At 71.4% G+C, this 22,914-nt stretch carries 19 protein-coding genes and 1 riboswitch; of the genes, 5 read left to right on the top strand and 14 right to left on the bottom strand.

The genetic code is table 11. The features are described 5' to 3' along the window. Nucleotides 1-103: 103 nt before the first annotated feature. From rarD to ACFRAV_RS11555, 4 genes are all read left to right on the top strand, one after another. On the top strand, nt 104-1,156 hold the full coding sequence (gene rarD / locus ACFRAV_RS11570; protein ID WP_382553945.1) for an EamA family transporter RarD: 1,053 nt from the start codon (nt 104-106) through the stop codon (nt 1,154-1,156). Between the two features lie 50 nt (nt 1,157-1,206). Beyond that, on the top strand, nt 1,207-1,671 hold the full coding sequence (locus ACFRAV_RS11565; protein ID WP_382553943.1) for a VOC family protein: 465 nt from the start codon (nt 1,207-1,209) through the stop codon (nt 1,669-1,671). 105 nt (nt 1,672-1,776) lie between these two features. Beyond that, on the top strand, nt 1,777-3,633 hold the full coding sequence (gene recQ / locus ACFRAV_RS11560) for a DNA helicase RecQ (protein WP_382553941.1): 1,857 nt from the start codon (nt 1,777-1,779) through the stop codon (nt 3,631-3,633). 292 nt (nt 3,634-3,925) lie between these two features. Further along, nucleotides 3,926-4,759 carry an HAD family hydrolase gene (locus ACFRAV_RS11555; RefSeq protein ID WP_351110801.1) on the top strand — a complete coding sequence of 278 codons (834 nt, stop codon included), beginning with the start codon at nt 3,926-3,928 and terminating at the stop codon, nt 4,757-4,759. A 12-nt stretch (nt 4,760-4,771) separates the two neighbouring features. Here ACFRAV_RS11555 and ACFRAV_RS11550 read toward each other — a convergent pair whose 3' ends face one another. After that, the gene (locus tag ACFRAV_RS11550) at nt 4,772-5,254 is read right to left on the bottom strand and encodes a transglycosylase SLT domain-containing protein (RefSeq protein WP_382553938.1); all 483 of its coding nucleotides are present in this window, start codon (nt 5,252-5,254) and stop codon (nt 4,772-4,774) included. A gap of 4 nt (nt 5,255-5,258) precedes the next feature. Further along, a riboswitch (cyclic di-AMP (ydaO/yuaA leader) is annotated at nt 5,259-5,444 on the bottom strand. 430 nt (nt 5,445-5,874) lie between these two features. Between ACFRAV_RS11550 and ACFRAV_RS11545 the strand changes: the two genes are divergently transcribed. Then, complete coding sequence (locus ACFRAV_RS11545; protein ID WP_382553935.1) at nt 5,875-6,885, top strand: polyprenyl synthetase family protein; 1,011 nt, start codon at nt 5,875-5,877, stop codon at nt 6,883-6,885. A 117-nt stretch (nt 6,886-7,002) separates the two neighbouring features. Here the strand turns inward: ACFRAV_RS11545 and nuoN are convergent, their stop codons facing one another. From nuoN to ACFRAV_RS11480, 13 genes are read right to left on the bottom strand one after another with little or no spacing between them, the layout of a single operon-like run. Continuing rightward, the gene (gene nuoN, locus ACFRAV_RS11540) at nt 7,003-8,664 is read right to left on the bottom strand and encodes an NADH-quinone oxidoreductase subunit NuoN (protein WP_382553933.1); all 1,662 of its coding nucleotides are present in this window, start codon (nt 8,662-8,664) and stop codon (nt 7,003-7,005) included. After that, complete coding sequence (locus ACFRAV_RS11535) at nt 8,661-10,232, bottom strand: NADH-quinone oxidoreductase subunit M (protein WP_382553930.1); 1,572 nt, start codon at nt 10,230-10,232, stop codon at nt 8,661-8,663. The genes nuoN and ACFRAV_RS11535 overlap by 4 nt, the downstream gene beginning before the upstream one ends. Before the next feature lies 1 nt (nt 10,233). Then, nucleotides 10,234-12,219, bottom strand: coding sequence for an NADH-quinone oxidoreductase subunit L (nuoL, locus tag ACFRAV_RS11530; RefSeq protein ID WP_382553927.1), 1,986 nt, complete (start codon nt 12,217-12,219; stop codon nt 10,234-10,236). Nucleotides 12,220-12,231: 12 nt separating this feature from the next. Beyond that, on the bottom strand, nt 12,232-12,531 hold the full coding sequence (gene nuoK, locus ACFRAV_RS11525; RefSeq protein WP_351110813.1) for an NADH-quinone oxidoreductase subunit NuoK: 300 nt from the start codon (nt 12,529-12,531) through the stop codon (nt 12,232-12,234). Next, nucleotides 12,528-13,388, bottom strand: coding sequence for an NADH-quinone oxidoreductase subunit J (locus tag ACFRAV_RS11520; protein ID WP_382553926.1), 861 nt, complete (start codon nt 13,386-13,388; stop codon nt 12,528-12,530). The genes nuoK and ACFRAV_RS11520 overlap by 4 nt, the downstream gene beginning before the upstream one ends. After that, nucleotides 13,385-14,092 carry an NADH-quinone oxidoreductase subunit NuoI gene (gene nuoI, locus ACFRAV_RS11515; RefSeq protein ID WP_382553924.1) on the bottom strand — a complete coding sequence of 236 codons (708 nt, stop codon included), beginning with the start codon at nt 14,090-14,092 and terminating at the stop codon, nt 13,385-13,387. Before nuoI ends, ACFRAV_RS11520 begins: the two co-directional genes overlap by 4 nt. Then, nucleotides 14,085-15,434 carry an NADH-quinone oxidoreductase subunit NuoH gene (nuoH, locus tag ACFRAV_RS11510; protein WP_382554047.1) on the bottom strand — a complete coding sequence of 450 codons (1,350 nt, stop codon included), beginning with the start codon at nt 15,432-15,434 and terminating at the stop codon, nt 14,085-14,087. The genes nuoI and nuoH overlap by 8 nt, the downstream gene beginning before the upstream one ends. Before the next feature lie 38 nt (nt 15,435-15,472). After that, nucleotides 15,473-17,986: an NADH-quinone oxidoreductase subunit G gene (locus ACFRAV_RS11505; RefSeq protein ID WP_382553922.1), complete on the bottom strand. Its 2,514-nt coding sequence runs from the start codon at nt 17,984-17,986 to the stop codon at nt 15,473-15,475. After that, the gene (gene nuoF, locus ACFRAV_RS11500) at nt 17,983-19,335 is read right to left on the bottom strand and encodes an NADH-quinone oxidoreductase subunit NuoF (RefSeq protein WP_382553919.1); all 1,353 of its coding nucleotides are present in this window, start codon (nt 19,333-19,335) and stop codon (nt 17,983-17,985) included. The genes ACFRAV_RS11505 and nuoF overlap by 4 nt, the downstream gene beginning before the upstream one ends. Continuing rightward, the gene (nuoE, locus tag ACFRAV_RS11495) at nt 19,335-20,225 is read right to left on the bottom strand and encodes an NADH-quinone oxidoreductase subunit NuoE (RefSeq protein WP_382554045.1); all 891 of its coding nucleotides are present in this window, start codon (nt 20,223-20,225) and stop codon (nt 19,335-19,337) included. Before nuoE ends, nuoF begins: the two co-directional genes overlap by 1 nt. Before the next feature lie 47 nt (nt 20,226-20,272). Further along, nucleotides 20,273-21,595, bottom strand: a complete 1,323-nt coding sequence (locus ACFRAV_RS11490; RefSeq protein WP_382553916.1) for an NADH-quinone oxidoreductase subunit D — start codon at nt 21,593-21,595, stop codon at nt 20,273-20,275. Continuing rightward, complete coding sequence (locus tag ACFRAV_RS11485; RefSeq protein WP_382553915.1) at nt 21,592-22,344, bottom strand: NADH-quinone oxidoreductase subunit C; 753 nt, start codon at nt 22,342-22,344, stop codon at nt 21,592-21,594. Before ACFRAV_RS11485 ends, ACFRAV_RS11490 begins: the two co-directional genes overlap by 4 nt. Next, on the bottom strand, nt 22,341-22,895 hold the full coding sequence (locus ACFRAV_RS11480) for an NADH-quinone oxidoreductase subunit B family protein (RefSeq protein WP_108954881.1): 555 nt from the start codon (nt 22,893-22,895) through the stop codon (nt 22,341-22,343). Before ACFRAV_RS11480 ends, ACFRAV_RS11485 begins: the two co-directional genes overlap by 4 nt. Nucleotides 22,896-22,914 lie beyond the last annotated feature (19 nt).

Below are 22,914 nucleotides of genomic sequence, written 5' to 3'. Positions count from 1 at the left end.
TGTCAGGACCGTATGTCGATACGGGAATGACAGGCGGGGTGCTCGGCGTTACCTTCCGGATGGTGCCGACGCTGTGGGAGCGAGGCAGCCAGAAGGAGGAGAGATGGCACAGCCGGCGCCCCGGAGCGAGAACAAGATCGGTCTGCTGAACGGATTCGCCGCCTACGGCATGTGGGGCCTGGTCCCCCTGTTCTGGCCGCTGCTCAAGCCCGCGGGAGCGATCGAGATCCTCGCGCACCGGATGATCTGGTCGCTGGTGCTGGTCGGCCTCGTGCTGCTGGTGATGCGCCGCTGGGCCTGGGCGGGCGAGCTGATACGCCAGCCCCGCAAGCTCGCGCTGATCACCCTGGCCGCGGCGGTGATCACCGTGAACTGGGGCGTCTACATCTGGGCGGTCAACGCCGGCCAGGTGGTGGAGGCGTCCCTCGGCTACTTCATCAACCCGCTGGTCACCATCGCCCTCGGCGTGCTCCTCCTCAAGGAGCGGCTGCGGCCCGTGCAGTGGGCGGCGGTCGGCGTCGGCGCCGCCGCCGTCGTGGTGCTGACGGTCGGCTACGGCCGGCTGCCCTGGGTCTCGCTGACCCTGGCCTTCTCCTTCGCCGCCTACGGCCTGGTCAAGAAGAAGGTGAACATCGGCGGTCTGGAGTCGATGGCCGCCGAGACCGCGATCCAGTTCCTGCCCGCCCTCGGCTACCTGCTGTGGCTGAGCTCCCAGGGCGACTCGACCTTCGCCACCGAGGGCGCCGGGCACGCAGCCCTGCTGGCCGCCACCGGCGTGGTCACCGCGGTCCCGCTGATCTGCTTCGGCGCCGCCGCCATCCGGGTCCCGCTGTCCACGCTGGGCCTGCTGCAGTACCTGGCGCCGGTCTTCCAGTTCGGCCTGGGCGTCCTCTACTTCCACGAGGCCATGCCGCCGGAGCGCTGGGCCGGCTTCTCCCTGGTGTGGCTGGCGCTCTCCCTGCTCACCTGGGACGCGCTGCGCAACGCGCGCCGCTCGGCCCGCGCCCTGCGCGCGGCGGCGGTCGCGGCCGCGGCCGTGGCGGTGTCCCCGGAGGACCCGGCGGCGCTGCCCGAGGGGGCGACGGCCTTCCCGAAGCCCGCGGGGCCCGTGGAGCCCGTGGCGTCCGCCGAGGCGACGCGGGAGCGCACGGTCTGATCGCTCGTTCCGGTTGCGCGCGCCCTTCCACCACCCGTAAGAGTGGTGCCATGACGGAATCCGCGGTGCCTGTCCACTGGAAGCTCGTCGTCGACGCAGCCGATCCGCACGCCCTGGCCGACTTCTGGGCGGCCGCCCTGCGGTACGTCCCGGAGGACAACAGTCCCCTGGTCGAGAAGCTGCTGGGCGCCGGTGTGGTACCCGCCGAGGCCACCCTGGAGTGGCGGGGCCGCGCCGCCTGGCGGAACCTCGCGGCGGTCCGGCACCCGGAGGACCCGCACGACGAGGAGTCCGGGACCGGCCTGGGGCGGCGGCTGCTGTTCCAGCGGGTCCCCGAGCCCAAGACCGTCAAGAACCGTCTCCACCTGGACCTGCACCCCGGCGACGGGGCGCGCGAGGTGGAGGTCGAGCGGCTGACCGCGCTGGGCGCCCGGGTGCTGCGCGAGGTCCGGGAGCAGGGCGGCGCCTGGACGGTCATGTACGACCCCGAGGGCAACGAGTTCTGCGTCCACTGATTCCCCGCGGCGGCGGGCCGCCGACGGGGGCCTGTGGAAAACTCCGGCGCCGTCGGTCCGTCCGCCTATGGTGGAGGAAGGTCTACAGGGACGGGCGGTACAGGTGTGACCACGACAACGGTGACGGAGACGGGTGCGGGCGGCCCCGCGCTCGAGACGCTGCGCAAGGTCTTCGGCTACGAGTCCTTCCGCGGCGAGCAGCAGGCCGTGGTCGACCACGTCGTCGCCGGCGGGGACGCCGTGGTGCTGATGCCCACCGGCGGCGGCAAGTCGCTCTGCTACCAGATCCCCGCCCTGGTCCGCCCCGGCACCGGCGTGGTGGTCTCGCCGCTGATCGCCCTGATGCAGGACCAGGTCGACGCCCTGCGCGCGGCGGGCGTGCGGGCCGGTTTCCTCAACTCCACCCAGCACTTCGACGAGCAGCGCCTGGTCGAGGCCCAGTTCCAGGCCGGCGAACTGGACCTGCTCTACCTCGCCCCGGAGCGGCTGCGCCTGGAGTCCACCCTCAACCTGCTCTCCCGGGGGCGGATCTCCCTCTTCGCCATCGACGAGGCGCACTGCGTCGCCCAGTGGGGCCACGACTTCCGCCCCGACTACCTGGCGCTGTCGGTGCTGGGCGAGCGCTGGCCCGACGTGCCGCGGATGGCCCTGACGGCGACGGCCACCCGGGCGACGCACGAGGAGATCACCCGCCGGCTCGGCCTGGGCTCCGCCCGGCATTTCGTCGCCGGGTTCGACCGGCCGAACATCCAGTACCGGATCGTGCCCAAGGCCGAGCCGAAGAAGCAGCTGCTGGCCTTCCTGCGCGAGGAGCACCCGCGCGACGCCGGGATCGTGTACTGCCTCTCCCGGAACTCCGTGGAGAAGACCGCCGAGTTCCTCACCGCCCACGGCGTCGACGCGGTGCCGTACCACGCCGGCCTGGACGCCGGGACCCGCGCCGCCCACCAGGCGCGCTTCCTGCGCGAGGAGGGCCTGGTGGTGGTCGCCACCATCGCCTTCGGCATGGGCATCGACAAGCCCGACGTGCGGTTCGTGGCCCACCTGGACCTGCCCAAGTCGGTCGAGGGCTACTACCAGGAGACCGGCCGCGCGGGCCGCGACGGGATGCCCTCCACCGCCTGGATGACGTACGGCCTCAACGACGTCGTCCAGCTGCGGAAGATGATCCTGTCGGGCGAGGGCGACGAGGCCTTCCGCCGACGGGCCCAGGCGCACCTGGACGCCATGCTGGCCCTGTGCGAGACGGTCCGCTGCCGCAGGGAGCAGCTCCTCGCCTACTTCGGCCAGGAGGCCGCCGAGGAGAGGTGCGGCAACTGCGACACCTGCCTGGCGCCGCCGGAGACCTGGGACGCCACCGTGGCCGCCCAGAAGGCGCTGTCCACCGTGGTCCGGCTGGAGAGGGAGCGGCGGCAGAAGTTCGGCGCCACCCAGATCACCGACATCCTGCTCGGCAAGCGCACCGCGAAGGTGATCCAGTTCGACCACGACCAGCTGTCCGTCTTCGGCATCGGCGAGGACCTGGCCGAGGGCGAGTGGCGCGGCGTGATCCGGCAGTTGCTGGCCCAGGGCCTGCTGTCGGTGGAGGGCGAGTACGGGACGCTGGTGCTGACCGAGGGCAGCGCGGCCGTGCTGCGCGGCGAGCGGCAGGTGCCGATGCGCAAGGAGCCGAAGAAGGTGCCCTCGGCGAGGGGCGAGCGCAAGGCCAAGGCGGCGGCCGCGGCGGAGCTCCCCGAGGAGCTCCAGCCGGTCTTCGAGGCGCTGCGCGGCTGGCGGGCCGAGCGGGCCCGGGAGCAGGGCGTCCCCGCCTACGTGATCTTCCACGACGCGACCCTGCGGGAGATCGCGGCGGCTCGCCCGTCGTCGGTGGAGGAGCTGCGCGGCATCAGCGGCATCGGCGAGAAGAAGCTGGCCACCCACGGCGAGAGCGTCGTCGAGCTGCTGACCTCGCTCGACGCCTGAGCGGCCACCCGCCTGGGGCGACGCCCACCTGAGCGGACCGCCCGCCTCGGACGACCGACCGCCCGCCTCGGACGACCACCTGCCTCGGACCCGCCCGCCCGGGGCGCGGCTGGCCCTGGACGACCGTTCGCCCGGGGCGCGGCTCGCGCTGACGGCCGCCCGTCCGGGGCGCGGCTCGCCCCGGCGCGCCGCGTGGGGCGCTCACCTGAGTAGGGCAACGCCCTATTGCACATATCCCGTTGACGTGTCAACCCGTCACGGGGGCGCTCCAGGAGGTCCGTATTCTCTGATCATGCCCGCACCCGCCGCCTATGCGCCCCCCTCCCGCACGCTCCCCGCGTACGCCCTGATCGCCACGGACCTGGACGGCACGCTCCTGCGCGACGACGACACCGTCTCCCCCCGCACCCGTGCGGCGCTGGGGTCGGCGGCCCGCTCCGGCGCTCGGCACCTGGTGGTGACGGGCCGGCCCGCGCCCCGGGTACGCGACCTGCTCGCCGGCATCGGCGGCGGTTTCGCGGTGTGCGGCCAGGGCGCGCAGCTCTACGACGCGGACCGGGACCGGCTGGTGTGGTCGATGACCCTGGACCGGGAGCTGGCGGAGACGGCGCTCGGCAAGATCGAGGCCGAGGTGGGCCAGGTGTACGCGGCCGTCGACCAGGACGGCGTCCAGGGGCTCACGCTGATCGAGCCGGGCTACCGGATGGCGCGGCCCACGCTCCCCGCGGAGCGGGTAGGCCGCCGGAGCGACCTGTGGGAGCGGCCGATCACCAAGGTGCTGCTGTCCCACCCGGAGCTCACCGACGACGAGCTGACCGCGGTGGCGGCCTCGGCGGTCGGCTCGCTGGCCACGGCGACGATGTCCGGCCCCGGGACCGTGGAGCTGCAGCCGCACGGGGTCACCAAGGCCACCGGGCTGGCCATGGCCGCGTCGCGCCTCGGCCTGGGCCCGGAGGACGCCGTCGCCTTCGGCGACATGCCGAACGACGTCCCGATGTTCCGCTGGGCGGCCCACGGGGTGGCCATGGCCAACGCGCACCCGGAGCTGAAGGCGGTCGCCGACGAGGTCACCACGACGAACGAGGACGACGGCGTGGCCGTCGTCCTCGAGCGGTTGTTCCCCTGAGGGAGCGGGGGATCAGTAGGCGCTGTTGACGTTGTCGATCGAGCCGTAGCGGTCGGCGGCGTAGTTGCACGCCGCGACGATGTTGGCGACCGGGTCGAACGGCGAGGTGTCGGTCCCCTCGACGTGGTAGGCGTCGAAGGTGGGGTCGATCACCTGGAGCAGGCCCTTGGAGGGGATGCCGTTGATCGCGTTGATGTCCCAGTCGTTGATGGCGAGCGGGTTGCCCGAGGACTCGCGCATCACGTTGCGGTGGATGCCGTCGTAGGTGCCCGGGATGCCGTGCTTCGCCATGACGGCGAGGGCCTCGCGGATCCAGCCGTCGAGGCTGTCCGTGGTGGCGGCCAGGTGGATGACCTTGTTGCCCGGGGCGACGGTGACCGCGGTCTGCGCGGTGGGGGTCTCGGCGGCCCAGGCGCCGGTGGCGCCCACGATCGGCGCGACGACGACGGCCGCGGCGACGGCGAGGGCCGACGCGGTACGGGTGAGACGGGACATGCGTTCTTCCTCTCCGGCGCCTGCGAGGTGAGCTGTCGGATTCGGGCCAGAAAGGCTGCCCGGCCCGCCGCCCGATGGGGCGGCAGGCTTCACCCCTAGCCGTCCCGGAGGCGCGCTCGCGCGCGCTCCGGTCCGGCGGTGTACCTGGGTCCCCCGCTCCTGCCGTGCGTGGAATGGGTCTGTGGAGTGCGGGCGGCGGCAGGATTCGGCGTTCCGCCCGGCTGGCGCGAAACGTATGCGAGAGCGGATATCCGAAACAAGTACGATCTTCGTGGATCATGCTGGTTGATCATGTTTGAGGGCGATTCGTCCATCGGCCCGCATCCGGGCCCGCTCCTCAACCCGCCCCGCCCGTGGGTGACTTCGGGCCATTGGACCCCGTCCGTCCACCCCGCGCCCCTGTGGCCCATGTCACGGATCGACCGATGATCATACAAAACGAGTGAAGAGGTCGCCAATCCGGCAATATCCCCTCAAACGGACAGGGTGTCTCCGGCCATCTGGCGGGTGGGGGCTGTCGGTGATCCAAACCCGACCGGATACGCTGAGTGGGGTGATGGCAATGACCTATCGACAAGCCGTGTGATCGTCAGCACACACCAGCAGACAGGAGACCCCTCGTGAGCGTGGTCGGGCCGTTCGGGCTGAGGGTTCGGGACCAGGCGCTGGAGACCGCCGTCCAGGCAGGTATGGCGGCCGTCGAGGAAGGTCTGCTCGAAGCCACCAAGAGCGAGGTCCCGTTCATCACCGAGGCCGCTCAGCACCTCGTGAAGGCGGGCGGCAAGCGGTTCCGTCCGCTGCTCGTCATGCTCGCCGCGCAGTTCGGCGACCCGGACGCGCCGGGGATCGTTCCCTCGGCCGTCGTCGTCGAGCTCACGCATCTCGCCACGCTGTACCACGACGACGTGATGGACGAGGCCGAGGTGCGCCGCGGCGTGCCCAGCGCCAACAGCCGCTGGGACAACTCGGTGGCGGTCCTCACCGGCGACTTCCTCTTCGCCCGCGCCTCGCACATCCTGGCCGACCTCGGCCCGGAGGCGGTGCGGGTGCAGGCCGAGGCGTTCGAGCGCCTGGTCACCGGCCAGATCCTGGAGACCGCCGGCCCGTCCGCCGGGCGCTCCCCCATCGACCACTACCTCGACGTGCTGGCCGGCAAGACCGGCTCGCTGGTCGCCGTCGCCTGCCGCTTCGGCGCGATGATGTCCGGCGCCGACCACCAGGTCGTGGACGTGCTCACGCAGTACGGCGAGCGGCTGGGCGTGGCCTTCCAGCTGGCCGACGACGTCCTGGACGTCGCCTCCGACTCCTCCGACTCCGGCAAGACCCCCGGCACCGACCTGCGTGAGGGCATCCCCACGCTGCCGGTGCTGCGGCTGCGCGAGCGGGTGGAGCGGCTGGGGCTGCCCGAGGACGTCGCCCTGTGCGAGCTGCTGGACTCCGACCTGTCGGACGAGGCGCGCCTGGCCGAGGCGGTCGCCCGGCTGCGGGAGCACCCCGCGCTGGAGGACGCCCGGGCGGACACCGTCCGCTACGCGCAGGAGGCCCGTGCCGCGCTGGCCCCGCTGCCGGAGTGCGAGTCCAGGACGGCCCTCATGCACCTCTGCGACGCCGTGGTGCACCGCGCGGGCTGACCTCCTCGCCACGCCCCCGTACCGCACGCCGAAGGCCCGGCTCCCCCCGAGGGAACCGGGCCTTCGGCGTCGATGGGACGCCCGGCGCCGGGCGTCCGTCGTCGGGACGCCCGGCGCTCAGCGGACGAAGATCCCCGCCTGGCTCGCCAGGTCCAGGAAGTACTGCGGCGCCACGCCCAGCACGACGGTGACCGCCGCGCCGACCGCGATCGCCGCGGTCGTCAGCGGCGACGCCACCGCGACCGTCGGCCCGTCCGGCTTGGGCTCGCTGAAGAACATCAGCACGATCACCCGGATGTAGAAGAACGCCGCGACCGCCGAGGACAGCACGCCGACCACCACCAGCGGGGCCGCGCCGCCCTCCGCCGCCGCCTTGAAGACGGCGAACTTCCCCGCGAACCCGGAGGTCAGCGGAATGCCCGCGAAGGCCAGCAGGAAGACCGCGAACACCGCCGCCACCAGCGGCGAACGCCGTCCGAGACCGGCCCACTTGGACAGGTGGGTGGCCTCGCCGCCCGCGTCGCGCACCAGCGTCACCACGGCGAAGGCGCCGACGGTGACGAAGGAGTACGCGGCCAGGTAGAAGAGGACCGAGGAGATGCCCTCCGGCTTCGCCGCGATCACACCGGCCAGGATGAACCCGGCGTGCGCGATGGAGGAGTAGGCCAGCAGCCGCTTGATGTCGGTCTGCGTGATGGCGACGATCGCGCCGATCACCATGGTGACCGCGGCCACGCCCCACATCACCGGCCGCCAGTCCCAGCGCAGCCCCGGAAGCACCACGTACAGCAGCCGCAGCAGCGCGCCGAAGGCCGCCACCTTGGTCGCCGCCGCCATGAAGCCGGTCACCGGGGTAGGAGCGCCCTGGTAGACGTCCGGGGTCCACATGTGGAACGGCACCGCGCCCACCTTGAAGAGCAGACCCATCGTCACCAGCGCGGCGCCCAGGAGCAGCAGCACGTCGTTGCCCATGGTGCCGGCCAGCGCCGGGCTGACCTCGCCGACCGTGCCCTCGACGACCTGGGCGATCCGGCCGTAGGCGACCGAGCCGGAGTAGCCGTAGAGCAGCGCGATGCCGAAGAGGGTGAACGCGGAGGCGAAGGCGCCCAGCAGGAAGTACTTGACCGCGGCCTCCTGCGACAGCAGCCGCTTGCGGCGGGCCAGCGCGCAGAGCAGGTACAGCGGGAGGGAGAAGACCTCCAGCGCGATGAACAGGGTCAGCAGGTCGTTGGCGGCCGGGAAGACCAGCATGCCGCCGACCGCGAAGAGGAGCAGCGGGAACACCTCGGTGGTGGTGAAGCCGGCCTTCACGGCCGCCTTCTCGCTCTCGCTGCCGGGCACCGACGCCGCCTGCGCGGCGAAGGAGTCCACGTGGTTGCCGTGCGCCCGGGGGTCGAGCCGGCGCTCGGCGAAGGTGAACATCGCGACCAGGCCGACCAGCATGATCACGCCCTGCAGGAACAGCGCGGGCCCGTCCACCGCGATCGCGCCCTCGGCGGCGATGCCCGCCCGGGTGGTCGCGTACCCGCCGACCGCGAGCGCCACCACGGCGGCGAAGCCCGAGGCGAGCGCGACGGCGGAGAGGAAGAACTGCGCGTAGTAGCGGACCCGGCGCGGCACGAAGGCCTCCACCAGGATGCCCAGTACCGCCGCGCCGATGACGATCAGCACCGGCGACAGCTGCGCGTACTCGATCGTCGGGGCCGGAATCTTGGCGATCGACCCGTCCGCGGGGGCGGCCAGGTCTGTCCACAGGCCGTGGACGGCTGATGCGCTCACTTGGCCGCCTCCACCTCGGGCTCGGGGTCGTGCTGCTGCACGTCGGACATGGTGTGCCGGACCGCCGGGTTGACGAGGTCCGTGAGGGGCTGCGGGTAGACGCCCAGGAAGATCAGCAGGGCGATCAGCGGGGCCGCGACCGCGAGTTCACGCACCCGCAGGTCGGGCAGCTTGGCGACCTCGGGCCTGACCGGCCCGGTCATGGTCCGCTGGTAGAGCACCAGCGTGTACAGCGCGGCCAGCACGATGCCGAAGGTCGCGATGACGCCGACCACCGGGTAGCGGGCGAAGGCGCCCACCAGCACCAGGAACTCGCTGACGAACGGGGCGAGTCCGGGCAGCGACAGGGTGGCCAGGCCGCCGATCAGGAAGGTGCCGGCCAGCACCGGGGCCACCTTCTGCACGCCGCCGTAGTCGGCGATCAGGCGCGAGCCGCGGCGGGAGATCAGGAAGCCGGCCACCAGCATCAGCGCCGCCGTCGAGATCCCGTGGTTGACCATGTACAGCGTCGCGCCGGACTGGCCCTGGCTGGTCATCACGAAGACGCCCAGGATGATGAAGCCGAAGTGCGAGATGGAGGCGTACGCCACCAGCCTCTTGATGTCCCGCTGGCCGACCGCCAGCAGCGCCCCGTAGACGATGCTGATCAGCGCCAGCACCAGCACCACCGGGGTGGCCCACTTGCTGGCCTCGGGGAAGAGCCCGAGGCAGAAGCGGAGCATCGCGAAGGTGCCGACCTTGTCGACCACGGCCGTGATCAGCACCGCGACCGGGGCGGTGGCCTCGCCCATGGCGTTGGGCAGCCAGGTGTGCAGCGGCCACAGCGGGGCCTTGACGGCGAAGGCGAGGAAGAAGCCGAGGAACAGCAGCCGCTCGGTGTTCGTCCCCATCGTCAGCTCGCCGTCGGCACGGGCGGCCAGGATGTCCGGCAGCGAGAAGCTGCCCGCGGCCACGTACAGCCCGATCACCGCGGCCAGCATGATCAGACCGCCGGCCAGGTTGTAGAGCAGGAACTTGACCGCCGCGTACGACCGCTGGGTGGCGGCCGCCTCCTCGCCCCCCTGGTGGGCGCGGTCCCCGAAGCCGCCGATGAGGAAGTACATCGGGATCAGCATGGCTTCGAAGAAGATGTAGAAGAGGAAGACGTCGGTGGCCTCGAAGGAGAGGATCACCATCGCCTCGACCATCAGGATCAGCGCGAAGAAGCCCTGGGTGGGCCGCCAGCGCTTGGTCTGTGTCTCCAGAGGGTCGGCGTCGTGCCAGCCGGCCAGGACGATGAACGGGATCAGCACCGCGGTCAGCAGCGTGAGCGCCACTCCGATGCCGTCCACGCCGAGCTCGTAGCGGACCCCGAAGGCCGGGATCCAGTCGTAGCTCTCGGTCAGCTGGAAGCGCGCGCCGCCCGGGTCGAAGCGCACCGCGACCACCACGGCCAGGGCCAGCGTGCCCAGCGAGACGAGCAGCGCCAGCCACTTGGCGGCCTCGCGCCGCGCGGCGGGGACGGCGGCGGTGGCGACCGCCCCGAGGGCGGGCAGCACCGCGGTCGCCGTCAGCAGGGGAAAGCTCATGTCAGACCGCCCTCATCAGCAGGGTCGCGGCGACCAGGACCGCCGTACCGCCGAACATCGAGACCGCGTAGGAGCGCGCGAAGCCGTTCTGCAGCCTGCGCATCCGGGAGGAGAGCCCGCCCACCCCGGCCGCGGTGCCGTTGATCACCCCGTCGACCAGGGTGTGGTCGACGTAGACCAGGGAGCGGGTGAGGTGCTCGCCGCCGCGGACCAGGACCACGTGGTTGAAGTCGTCCTGGAGCAGGTCGCGGCGGGCCGCCCGGGTGAGCAGCGAGCCGCGCGGGGCGACCACCGGGACCGGACGCCGGCCGTACTGCAGCCAGGCCAGGCCGACGCCGAGCACCATCACGGTGACGGTGGCGACGGTGACGACCCACGCCTCGACCGGCGGGTGCCCGTGCGCGAAGGAGGTGACCGGCTCCAGCCAGTGCACGAACCGCTCGCCGATGCCGAAGAAGGCGCCGGCGAAGACCGAGCCGAAGGCCAGCACGATCATCGGGACGGTCATCACCTTCGGCGACTCGTGCGGGTGCGGCACCCCGCCGTGTCCCGCGGCCGGCTCCTCTCCCTGTGTCGCCTTCGGCTCCACGTCACGAGCGTCCTGGGACTCGGCCGGCTGGTTACGCCACCGCTCCTCGCCGAAGAAGGTCATCAGCATCACGCGCGTCATGTAGAACGCGGTGATCCCGGCGCCCAGCAGGGCCACCCCGCCCAGGATCCATCCCTGGACGCCGCCCTTGGCGAAGGCCGCCTCGATGATCAGGTCCTTGGAGAAGAACCCGGACAGGCCCGGGAAGCCGATGATCGCCAGGTAGCCGAGGCCGAAGGTCACGAAGGTGACCGGCATGTACTTCCGCAGGCCGCCGTACTTGCGCATGTCGACCTCGTCGTTCATGCCGTGCATCACGGAGCCCGCGCCGAGGAAGAGCCCGGCCTTGAAGAAGCCGTGCGTCACCAGGTGCATGATGGCGAACGCGTAGCCGATCGGGCCGAGGCCCGCGGCCAGCACCATGTAGCCGATCTGCGACATCGTCGAGCCGGCCAGCGCCTTCTTGATGTCGTCCTTCGCGCAACCGACGATCGCACCGAACAGCAGCGTGACCGCGCCGACGATGGTGACCACCAGCTGCGCGTCCGGCGCCGCGTTGAAGATCGCGCCGGAGCGGACGATCAGGTAGACGCCCGCGGTCACCATGGTCGCCGCGTGGATGAGGGCCGAGACCGGGGTCGGGCCCTCCATCGCGTCGCCCAGCCAGGACTGCAGCGGCACCTGGGCGGACTTGCCGCAGGCGGCCAGCAGCAGCATCAGCGCGATCGCCGTGAGCGTGCCCTCGCCCCCCGGCGCGGCAGCGCCTGATGTCGCGGTCCCGACGGAGTCGAGCACCGGGGTGAACGCGAAGGTGCCGAAGGTGGTGAACATCAGCATGATCGCGATGGACAGGCCCATGTCGCCGACCCGGTTGACCAGGAAGGCCTTCTTGGCGGCGGTGGCCGCGCTGGGCTTGTGCTGCCAGAAGCCGATCAGCAGGTAGGACGCGAGACCCACGCCCTCCCAGCCGACGTACAGCAGCAGGTAGTTGTCGGCGAGGACCAGGATCAGCATCGCCGCGAGGAACAGGTTGAGGTAGCCGAAGAACCGGCGGCGGCGCTCGTCGTGCTCCATGTACCCGATCGAGTACACGTGGATGAGCGAGCCGACGCCGGTGATCAGCAGGACGAAGGTGATGGACAGCTGGTCCAGCCGGAACGCCACGTCCGCCTGGAAACCCTCGACCGGGATCCAGCTGTACAGGTGCTGGACCAGGGTGCGGTCCTCCGCGCCCCGGCCCAGCAGGCCGGCGAAGAGGACGGCGCCGAGGACGAAGGAGACGGCGGCCAGGACGGTGCCGATCCAGTGGCCGACCTTGTCCAGCCTCCGGCCGCCGCACAGCAGGACGGCCGCTCCGAGCAGAGGCGCCGCGATCAGCAGCGCGATCATGTTCTCCACGTCAGCGACCCCTTACAGCTTCATCAGTGCGGCGTCGTCGACCGAGGCCGAGTGGCGGGTACGGAAGAGCGACACGATGATCGCGAGCCCGACCACGACCTCCGCGGCGGCGACGACCATCGTGAAGAACGCGATGATCTGGCCGTCGAGGTTGCCGTGCATGCGGGAGAAAGCGATCAGGGAGAGGTTGCAGGCGTTGAGCATCAGCTCGATGCACATGAACACCACGATGGCGTTCCGCCGCACCAGCACTCCGGTGGCTCCGATGGTGAAGAGCAGAGCCGCGAGATAGAGGTAGTTGACCGGATTCACTGCTGGGCCTCCTCCGCCCGCGTCAGCTCCGTGGACCCGCCGCGGCGCGGCCGGGACTCCAGGGGGTCGCGCTCGAGGCGCTCGTTGGAGCGCTGCTCCAGCGCCCGCAGGTCCGCGATGGCCTGGCTGGAGACGTCACGGATCTGGCCGCGCTCGCGCAGCGTGGCGCTGACGGTGAGATCGGACGGGGTGCCGTCGGGCAGCAGGCCCGCGACGTCCACCGCGTTGTGCCGGGCGTAGACGCCGGGGGCGGGCAGCGGCGGGATGTACTCGGCCTTGCGGATGCGCTCCTCGGCCATCTCCCTCTGGGTCTTGGCCCGCTCGGTGCGCTCCCGGTGGGTGAGCACCATCGCGCCGACCGCCGCCGTGATCAGCAGCGCGCCGGTGATCTCGAAGGCGAAGACGTACTTGCCGAACAGCAGGGCGGCCAGGCCCTGGATGTTGCCGCCGGAGTTGGCGGCGGCCAGGCCCTCGAACTCGGTGAGCGTCGCGTTGCCGATCCCGCCGATCAGCAGGACGCCGAAGCCGAGACCGCAGAGCAGGGCGAGCCAGCGCTGGCCCCGGATGGTCTCCTTCAGCGAGTCCGCCGCCGTGACGCCGACCAGCATGACCACGAACAGGAAGAGCATCATGATCGCGCCGGTGTAGACGACGATCTGCACGATGCCCAAGAAGTACGCGCCGTTGGCCAGGTAGAACACGGCGAGCACGATCATCGTGCCGGCCAGGCTGAGCGCGCTGTGCACCGCCCTCTTCAGGAAGACCGTGCCCAGGGCGCCGAGCACCGCGACCGTGCCGAGGATCCAGAACTGCACGGCCTCGCCGGTGGAGGTGGTGTACGCGGCGACGGTGTTCACGCCCCCACCTCCTGCTGGGCGGTGGGCTGCGTGCCGGCGTCCTGCGTGGCCTCTTCGGGGCTCTCGCCCTGGGAGACCGCCACCTGCCGGACGGTGCCGGGGGCGGCCTCGGTGACCAGACCCCGGTAGTAGTCCTGCTCGTCGGTGCCCGGGAAGATCGAGTGGGGCGAGTCGACCATGCCCTCCTCCAGCCCGGCCAGCAGCTGCTCCTTGGTGTAGATCAGGTTCTGCCGGGTCAGGTCGGCGAGCTCGAACTCGTTGGTCATCGTCAGCGCCCGGGTGGGGCAGGCCTCGATGCACAGACCGCAGAGGATGCAGCGCGCGTAGTTGATCTGGTAGACGCGGCCGTACCGCTCGCCGGGCGAGTAGCGCTCCTCGTCCGTGTTGTCCGCGCCCTCGACGTAGATCGCGTCGGCGGGACAGGCCCACGCGCACAGCTCGCAGCCGACGCACTTCTCCAGGCCGTCCGGATGGCGGTTGAGCTGATGCCGTCCGTGGAACCGCGGAGCGGTGGTCTTCTTCTGCTCCGGGTACTGCTCGGTCAGCCGCTTCTTGAACATGGCCTTGAAGGTCACGCCGAAACCGGCCACCGGGTTCATGAACCCCGGCTTGGTGTCGGCCGCGCTCTGCTGTGCCGCGGCCTTCTGTGCCAGGCCCTTGTCCGCCGCGGCCTTCCGGGCCGGGGCGTTGTGTTCGTCAGCCATCGGACGCCTCCTTTCCCTGCAGAGATCCGTCACGGGGTCCGTCGCCGTGGGTGTCCGGGCCGCCGCTGACCACGAGCTCACGCTCGGAGCGCGAACGGCGCCGGGGCACCGGCGGCAGCTCCTGGCCCGGCAGCGGGGGCACCGGGAAGCCGCCGGCCATCGGGTCGAACGCGGCCGGCTCGGCGGCGGCCTCCTCCCCCTGGGGCGACCCGCGGCGCTCGCGCAACATGTCCACGACCAGCGAGACCAGCAACAGGGCGATGATCGCCCCGGCCACGTAGAGGGCGATGTCGGTGAAGCCGTAGCCCTCGTTGCGCAGCGCCCGCATGGTGGCGACCACCATCAGCCACACCACGGAGACCGGGATGAGGACCTTCCAGCCGAGCTTCATCAGCTGGTCGTAGCGGACGCGGGGCAGCGAGCCGCGCAGCCAGATGAAGAAGAACAACAGCAGCTGGACCTTGACGACGAACCAGAGCATCGGCCACCAGCCGTGGTTCGCGCCCTCCCAGAAGGTGCTGATCGGGTACGGGGCCCGCCAGCCGCCCAGGAAGAGCGTGGTGGCGACCGCCGAGACCGTCACCATGTTCACGTACTCGGCGAGCATGAACATCGCGAACTTGATCGACGAGTACTCGGTGTTGAAGCCGCCGACCAGGTCGCCCTCGGACTCGGGCATGTCGAACGGCGCCCGGTTGGTCTCGCCGACCATGGTGACGATGTAGAGGACGAAGGAGACCGGCAGCAGCACGATGAACCAGCGGTTCTCCTGCTGGGCGACGATCTCCGAGGTCGACATGGACCCGGAGTAGAGGAACACCGAGGCGAAGGCCGCGCCCATGGCGATCTCGTAGGAGATCATCTGGGCGCAGGAGCGCAGGCCGCCCAGGAGCGGGTAGGTGGAGCCGGAGCTCCAGCCGGCCAGCACGATGCCGTAGATGCCGACCGAGGCGACCGCGAGGATGTAGAGCATCGCGATCGGCAGGTCGGTCAGCTGCATGGTGGTGCGCTGGCCGAAGATGGAGACCTCGTTGCCCGGCGGGCCGAACGGGATCACCGCGATGGCCATGAAGGCGGGGATCGCGGCGACGATCGGCGCCAGGACGTACACCACCTTGTCGGCCCGGCGGACGATCACGTCCTCCTTGAGCATCAGCTTCATGCCGTCGGCCAGGGACTGCAGGAGTCCCCAGGGGCCGTGCCGGTTCGGGCCGATGCGCAGCTGCATCCAGGCGACGACCTTGCGCTCCCAGACGATGGCGAACAGCACCGTCACCATCAGGAACGCGAAGCAGAAGACGGCCTTGACGACGACCAGCCACCAGGGGTCCTGGCCGAACATCGAGAGGTCTTCCGCGGCCAGACGCGTCAGGTTCGGGTTCACGCTTCGGCCTCCTCGGCGGTACCGGGGGCCTCGGCGGCGAGGGTCGCCGGGCCGACGCGGACCAGGGCGCCGGGCAGCGCCCCGGTGTCGGAGGCGACGCCGCCCCCGGTGGAGTTGAGCGGCAGCCACACCACCCGGTCGGGCATCGCGGTCACCGTCAGCGGCAGCGCGACGCTGCCGGCCGGGCCGGTCACGGCGACCTGGTCGCCGTCCTTGACGCCCGCCTCGGCGGCGGTGGCGGCGGAGAGCCGCGCGGTGGCCGCGTGACGGGTGCCGGCCAGGGCGTCGTCGCCCTGCTGGAGGACGCCCAGGTCGAGCAGGAGCCGGTGTCCGGCGAGGACCGCCTCGCCCGCGGCGGGGCGGGGCAGGTCGGCGGGGACGGCGGCCGGGCCCTCGGGGCGCTGCCCCTCCCAGACGCCGAGCCGGTCGATCTCCGCACGCGTGGTGCGCAGGTCGGGCAGGCCCAGGTGACGGTCCATGGCGTCGGCCAGCATGTGCAGCACCCGGCTGTCCGCCGGGTGGTGGCGGGTGGCCGACTGGTCGGGCTTCAGGGCTGCCTCGAACGGGCGAACCCTTCCTTCCCAGTTGACGAAGGCGCCGGCCTTCTCGGCGACCGCGGCCACCGGCAGCACCACGTCGGCGTGCTCGGTGACCTCGCTCGGCCGTAGTTCGAGCGAGACCAGGAAGCCCACCTCGGCGAGCGCCCTGCGGGCCAGGGCCGGGTCGGGCAGGTCGGCGACCTCGACGCCGGCGACGACCAGCGCCGCCAGCTCGCCCTCGGCCGCCGCGTCGAGCATGCGGGCGGTGTCGCGCCCCGGACGCTCGGGCAGTGCGGCGGTCCCCCAGGCGGCGGCCACCTCGCGGCGGGCCTGCGGGTCGTGGGCGGGCCGGCCGCCGGGCAGCAGCCCGGGCAGCGCGCCCGCCTCGATCGCGCCGCGCTCGCCGGCCCGGCGCGGGATCCACGCCAGGCGGGCGCCGGTGGCGGTGGCCACCCGGACCGCGGCGGTCAGCCCGCCCGGTACCGCGGCGAGCCGCTCGCCGACCAGGATCACCGCGCCCTCGGCGCGCAGCGCCTCGGCCACCTTCGGGGCGTCGCCCTCCAGTCCGGTGCCGCCGGCCAGCGCCTCGAGCCAGGCCGTCTCGGTGCCGGGGGCGGCCGGCAGCAGCGTGCCGCCCGCCTTGGTCAGGCCCCGGGTGGCGTGGCTCGCCAGCGAGAACACCTTCTGGCCGTGCTTGCGCCAGGCCTTGCGGAGCCGCAGGAAGACGCCGGGCGCCTCCTCCTCCGCCTCGAACCCGGCCAGCAGCACGGCCGGCGCCTGCTCCAGCGTCGTGTACGTGAGGCCGGTGCCGTCGAGACCGACACCGCGCCCCGCCACCCGGGAGGCGAGGAAGACGGACTCCTCGTCGCTGTGCGCCCGGGCCCGGAAGTCGATGTCGTTGGTGTCCAGCGCGATCCGGGCGAACTTGGCGTACGCGTAGGCGTCCTCGACGGTGAGCCGTCCGCCGGTCAGCACACCGGCCCGGCCGCGCGCGATGCTCAGACCGCGGGCCGCGGCCTCCAGCGCCTCCGGCCAGGACGCCGGCTCCAGCACGCCCTCCGCGTTGCGGACCAGCGGCGTCGCCAGACGGTCACGCTGCTGGGCGTAACGGAAGGCGAAGCGGCCCTTGTCGCAGATCCACTCCTCGTTGACCTGCGGGTCGTCCGCTGCCAGCCGGCGCATCACCTTGCCGCGCCGGTGGTCGGTGCGGGTGGCGCAGCCGCCCGCGCAGTGCTCGCAGACCGAAGGGCTGGAGATCAGGTCGAACGGGCGGGCCCGGAACCGGTAGGCGGCCGAGGTCAGCGCGCCGACCGGGCAGATCTGGATGGTGTTGCCGGAGAAGTACGACTCGAACGGGTCGCCCACACCGGTGCCGACCTGCTGGAGCGCGCCGCGCTCGAGCAGTTCGATCATCGGGTCGCCGGCGATCTGGTTCGAGAAGCGGGTGCAGCGGGCGCAGAGCACGCAGCGCTCTCGGTCCAGCAGCACCTGGCTGGAGATGGGGACCGGCTTCTCGAAGGTGCGCTTGTGACCCTCGAAGCGGGACTCGGCGTTGCCGTGCGACATCGCCTGGTTCTGCAGCGGGCATTCGCCGCCCTTGTCGCAGACCGGGCAGTCCAGGGGGTGGTTGATGAGCAGCAGCTCCATGACCCCCTTCTGCGCCTTCTCGGCGACCGGGGAGGACAGCTGCGTCTTCACCACCATGCCGTCGGTGCAGGTGATGGTGCAGGAGGCCATCGGCTTGCGCTGGCCCTCCACCTCCACGATGCACTGGCGGCAGGCGCCGGCCGGGTCGAGGGCCGGGTGGTCGCAGAACCGGGGGATCTCGATGCCGAGCTGCTCGGCGGCCCGGATGACCAGGGTGCCCTTGGGCACGCTGATCTCGGCGCCGTCGATGGTCAGGGAGACGAGGTCCTCCGGGGGCACCGCTCCCGGTCCGCCGCCGGAGGGAGCACTGGTCGGCGCGGTCATGCGTTCACCTCCGTGTGCTTGTCCGCCCAGACGGTGGACTTCGCCGGGTCGAAGGGGCAGCCGCGACCCCTGATGTGCTCCTCGTACTCGTCGCGGAAGTACGTGAGGGAGGAGAAGATCGGCGAGGCGGCGCCGTCGCCGAGGGCGCAGAACGACTTGCCGTTGATGTTGTCGGCGATGTCGTTCAGCTTGTCGAGGTCGGCCATCTCGCCCTTGCCGGCCTCGATGTCGCGCAGCAGCTGGACGAGCCAGTAGGTGCCCTCGCGGCAGGGGGTGCACTTGCCGCAGGACTCGTGCGCGTAGAACTCGGTCCAGCGGGTGACCGCGCGGACCACGCAGGTGGTCTCGTCGAAGCACTGCAGGGCCTTGGTGCCGAGCATGGAGCCGGCCGCGCCGACGCCCTCGTAGTCCAGCGGGACGTCGAGGTGCTCGTCGGTGAACATCGGGGTGGAGGAGCCGCCGGGCGTCCAGAACTTGAGGCGGTGGCCGGGCCGCATGCCGCCGCTCATGTCGAGCAGCTGGCGCAGCGTGATGCCGAGCGGGGCCTCGAACTGGCCGGGGTTGGCGACGTGGCCGCTGAGCGAGTACAGCGTGAAGCCCGGGGACTTCTCGCTGCCCATGGAGCGGAACCACTCCTTGCCGTGGTGCATGATCGCGGGCACCGAGGCGATGGACTCCACGTTGTTGACCACGGTGGGGCAGGCGTAGAGGCCGGCGACCGCCGGGAAGGGCGGGCGCAGCCTCGGCTGGCCGCGGCGGCCCTCCAGCGAGTCGAGCAGCGCCGTCTCCTCGCCGCAGATGTACGCGCCCGCGCCCGCGTGCACGGTGATGTCCAGGTCGATGCCGCTGCCCAGGACGTTCTCGCCGAGGTAGCCGGCCGCGTAGGCCTCGCGCACGGCGGAGTGCAGCCGCCGCAGCACGGGGACGACCTCGCCGCGCAGGTAGATGAAGGCGTGCGAGGAGCGGATGGCGTAGCAGGCGATGATCATTCCCTCGATGAGGGAATGCGGGTTCGCGTAAAGAAGGGGAATGTCCTTGCAGGTGCCCGGCTCCGACTCGTCGGCGTTGACGACGAGGTAGTGCGGCTTGCCGTCGCCCTGCGGGATGAACTGCCACTTCATCCCGGTGGGGAAGCCGGCGCCGCCTCGGCCGCGCAGGCCGGAGTCCTTGACGTAGGCGATCACCTCGTCGGGGCTCATGGTCAGCGCCTTGCGCAGTCCCTCGTAGCCGTCGTGCCGGCGGTAGACGTCCAGGGTCCAGGAACGGTCCTCGTCCCAGAACGCCGACAGCACGGGAGCGAGCAGCTTGTCCGGGCTCGTCTCGTTGAGCTCTCCGGTCGCCACACTCATCACTCCCCCTCCTCTTCTTCGGCGGACCCGGCCGAGCCGGGCACGGGTCCTGCCGGGTGGGCCGGGTCGGACGCCGAGGTGGTGCTCGGCGCGTCGTGCGAGCTGGGGTGCGACGCGGGCGGGGGCCCGGTGCGCGGCCCGTCGCCCGGTGCGGCCTCGCGCGAGGAGGCGTCCGGGCGGTCGGCGTCGCGCGCGGCGGCGTCGCGCGGGTGGACGACGCGGGCGCCGAGCGGCTGGCCCTTGGCGAGGCGGAGCCCGAGCAGCGAGGCGGGGCCGGCACTGCCGCCCGCCTCGACGGCGCCGGGGCGCTCGTCGGGGAAGCCGGCCAGGATGCGCGCCGTCTCCTTGAAGGTGCACAGCGGCGCGCCGCGGGTCGGGGAGACCGGGCGGCCCTCGATGAGGTCGTCGACCAGCTGCCGGGCGGTGGCCGGCGTCATGTTGTCGAAGAACTCCCAGTTGACCATCACCACCGGGGCGAAGTCGCAGGCCGCGTTGCACTCGATGTGCTCCAGGGTGACCTTGCCGTCGGCGGTGGTGCCGTTGTTGCCGACGCCCAGGTGCTCCTGGAGGTCCTCGAAGATGGCGTCGCCGCCCATCACCGCGCAGAGCGTGTTGGTGCACACGCCCACCTGGTAGTCGCCGCTCGGCCGGCGCCGGTACATCGTGTAGAAGGTGGCGACGGCGGTGACCTCGGCGGTGGTGAGGTCCAGCATCTCGGCGCAGAACCTCATGCCGGTGCGGGTGACGTGCCCTTCCTCCGACTGCATCAGGTGCAGCATCGGCAGCAGCGCGGAGCGGGAGTCCGGGTAGCGGGCGATGATCTCGCGCGCGTCGGTCTCCAGCCGGGTCCGCACGTCCGCCGGGAAGTCCGGCGCGGGCAGTTCGGGCATTCCCAGGCCGACGCTCCGGGAGGGTGTGCCCTGCTCAGGTGTGGTGGTCACCGGTCGACGCCTCCCATCACGGGGTCGATGGACGCGACGGCGACGATGACGTCGGCGACCTGGCCGCCCTCGCACATCGCCGCCATGGCCTGCAGGTTGGTGAAGGACGGGTCGCGGAAGTGGACCCGGTAGGGGCGGGTGCCGCCGTCGGAGACGACGTGCACGCCCAGCTCGCCCTTGGGCGACTCAACCGCCGTGTAGGCCTGGCCGGGCGGGACCCGGAAGCCCTCGGTGACCAGCTTGAAGTGGTGGATCAGGGCCTCCATGGAGGTGCCCATGATCTTCCGGATGTGGTCGAGGGAGTTGCCGAGACCGTCCGGGCCGAGCGCCAGCTGGGCGGGCCAGGCGATCTTCTTGTCGGCGACCATCACCGGTCCCGGCTTCAGCCGGTCCAGGCACTGCTCGACGATGTGCAGCGACTGGCGCATCTCCTCCAGCCGGATCAGGAAGCGGCCGTAGGAGTCGCAGGTGTCGGCGGTCGGGACCTCGAAGTCGTAGGTCTCGTAGCCGCAGTAGGGCTGCGTCTTGCGCAGGTCGTGCGGCAGGCCGGTGGAGCGCAGGATCGGGCCGGTGGCGCCGAGCGCCATGCAGCCGGCCAGGTCCAGGTAGCCGACGTCCTCCATGCGGGCCTTGAAGATGGGGTTCCCGGTGGCGAGCTTGTCGTACTCCGGGAGGTTCTTCCTCAGCTTCTTGATCGCCTCGCGGATCTGGTCCACGGCGCCCGGCGGGAGGTCCTGGGCCAGGCCGCCCGGCCGGATGTACGCGTGGTTCATCCGCAGGCCGGTGATCAGCTCGTACAGGTCCAGGATGATCTCGCGGTCCCGGAAGCCGTAGATCATGATCGTGGTGGAGCCGAGCTCCATGCCGCCGGTGGCGATGCACACCAGGTGCGAGGAAAGCCGGTTGAGCTCCATCAGCAGGACGCGGATGAGCGTCGCCCGGTCGGGTACCTGGTCCTCGATGCCGAGGAGCTTCTCCACCCCGAGGCAGTAGGCCGTCTCGTTGAAGAAGGAGGTCAGGTAGTCCATGCGGGTGACGAAGGTGGTCCCCTGCGTCCACGTCCGGTACTCGAGGTTCTTCTCGATGCCGGTGTGCAGGTAGCCGATGCCGCAGCGGGCCTCGGTGACCGTCTCGCCCTCGATCTCCAGGATCAGGCGCAGCACGCCGTGCGTGGACGGGTGCTGGGGACCCATGTTGACGACGATGCGCTCGTCGTCGGCCTTGGCGGCCGCCTCGACGACCTCGTCCCAGTCGCCTCCGGTGACCGTGTAGACCTTGCCCTCGGTGGTCTCGCGGGCTGTTGCCGACTGCGTGCTCATGAGTACGACCTCCGCTGGTCCGGAGCCGGGATCTGGGCGCCCTTGTACTCGACGGGGATGCCGCCGAGGGAGTAGTCCTTGCGCTGCGGATGGCCCTGCCAGTCGTCCGGCATCATGATCCGCGTGAGGGCCGGGTGGCCGTCGAAGACGATGCCGAAGAAGTCGTACGTCTCGCGCTCGTGCCAGTCGTTGGTCGGGTACACCGACACCAGCGAGGGGACCCTCGGGTCGGCGTCGGGCGCGCTGACCTCCAGCCGGATCAGCCGGTTGTGGGTGATCGACCGCAGGTGGTACACGGCGTGCAGCTCGCGGCCCTTGTCGTTCGGGTAGTGCACGCCGCTGACGCCGGTGCACAGCTCGAACCGCAGCGCCGGGTCGTCGCGCAGCGTGCGGGCGACGCGGAGCAGGTGCTCGCGCTCGACGTGGAAGGTGAGCTCGCCGCGGTCGACGACGGTGCGCCCGATCGCGTTCTCGGGAAGGAGCCCCTGCTCCTCCAAGGCGCCCTCCAGCTCGTCGGCCACCTCGTCGAACCAGCCGCCGTAAGGCCGGGAGGACGGGCCGGGGAGCCGCACCGGGCGGACCAGGCCGCCGTAGCCGGAGGTGTCGCCGCCGTTGTTCGCGCCGAACATGCCGCGCTGGACGCGGATCTCCTCGCCGTGGTCCCCCCGCTGTCCGGGGAGGTTCGAGGCGGAGAGCTCCTTCTCCGGGTTGGGCTCGTGGCGCCTTTCGGGTTCTTTGGCGTCGCTCATCGAAGGAGGCCCTTCATCTCGATGGTCGGCAGGGCCTTCAGCGCCGCCTCCTCCGCCTCCCGGGCCGCCTCCTCGGCGTTCACGCCGAGCTTGGAGGTGCGGACCTTCTCGTGGAGCTTGAGAATCGCGTCCATCAGCATCTCCGGCCGCGGCGGGCAGCCGGGGAGGTAGATGTCGACCGGCACGATGTGGTCGACGCCCTGCACGATCGCGTAGTTGTTGAACATGCCGCCCGACGAGGCGCAGACCCCCATGGAGATCACCCACTTGGGGTTGGGCATCTGGTCGTAGACCTGGCGCAGGACGGGGGCCATCTTCTGGCTCACCCGCCCGGCCACGATCATCAGGTCGGCCTGCCGCGGCGATCCGCGGAAGACCTCCATGCCGAACCTCGCCAGGTCGTACCGGCCGGCGCCCGTCGTCATCATCTCGATGGCGCAGCACGCCAGGCCGAACGTGGCGGGGAACATGGATGACTTGCGCACCCAGCCCGCCGCCTGCTCGACGGTGGTCAGCAGGAATCCGCTCGGCAGCTTTTCCTCGAGTCCCATGTCTCTCAGCCCCTCAGGC

This window comes from Streptomyces sp. NPDC056600 (assembly GCF_042792855.1).
In the GTDB taxonomy this organism is placed as follows: Bacteria; Actinomycetota; Actinomycetes; order Streptomycetales; family Streptomycetaceae; genus Streptomyces.
This window is presented reverse-complemented; position numbering and strand designations above follow the sequence as displayed.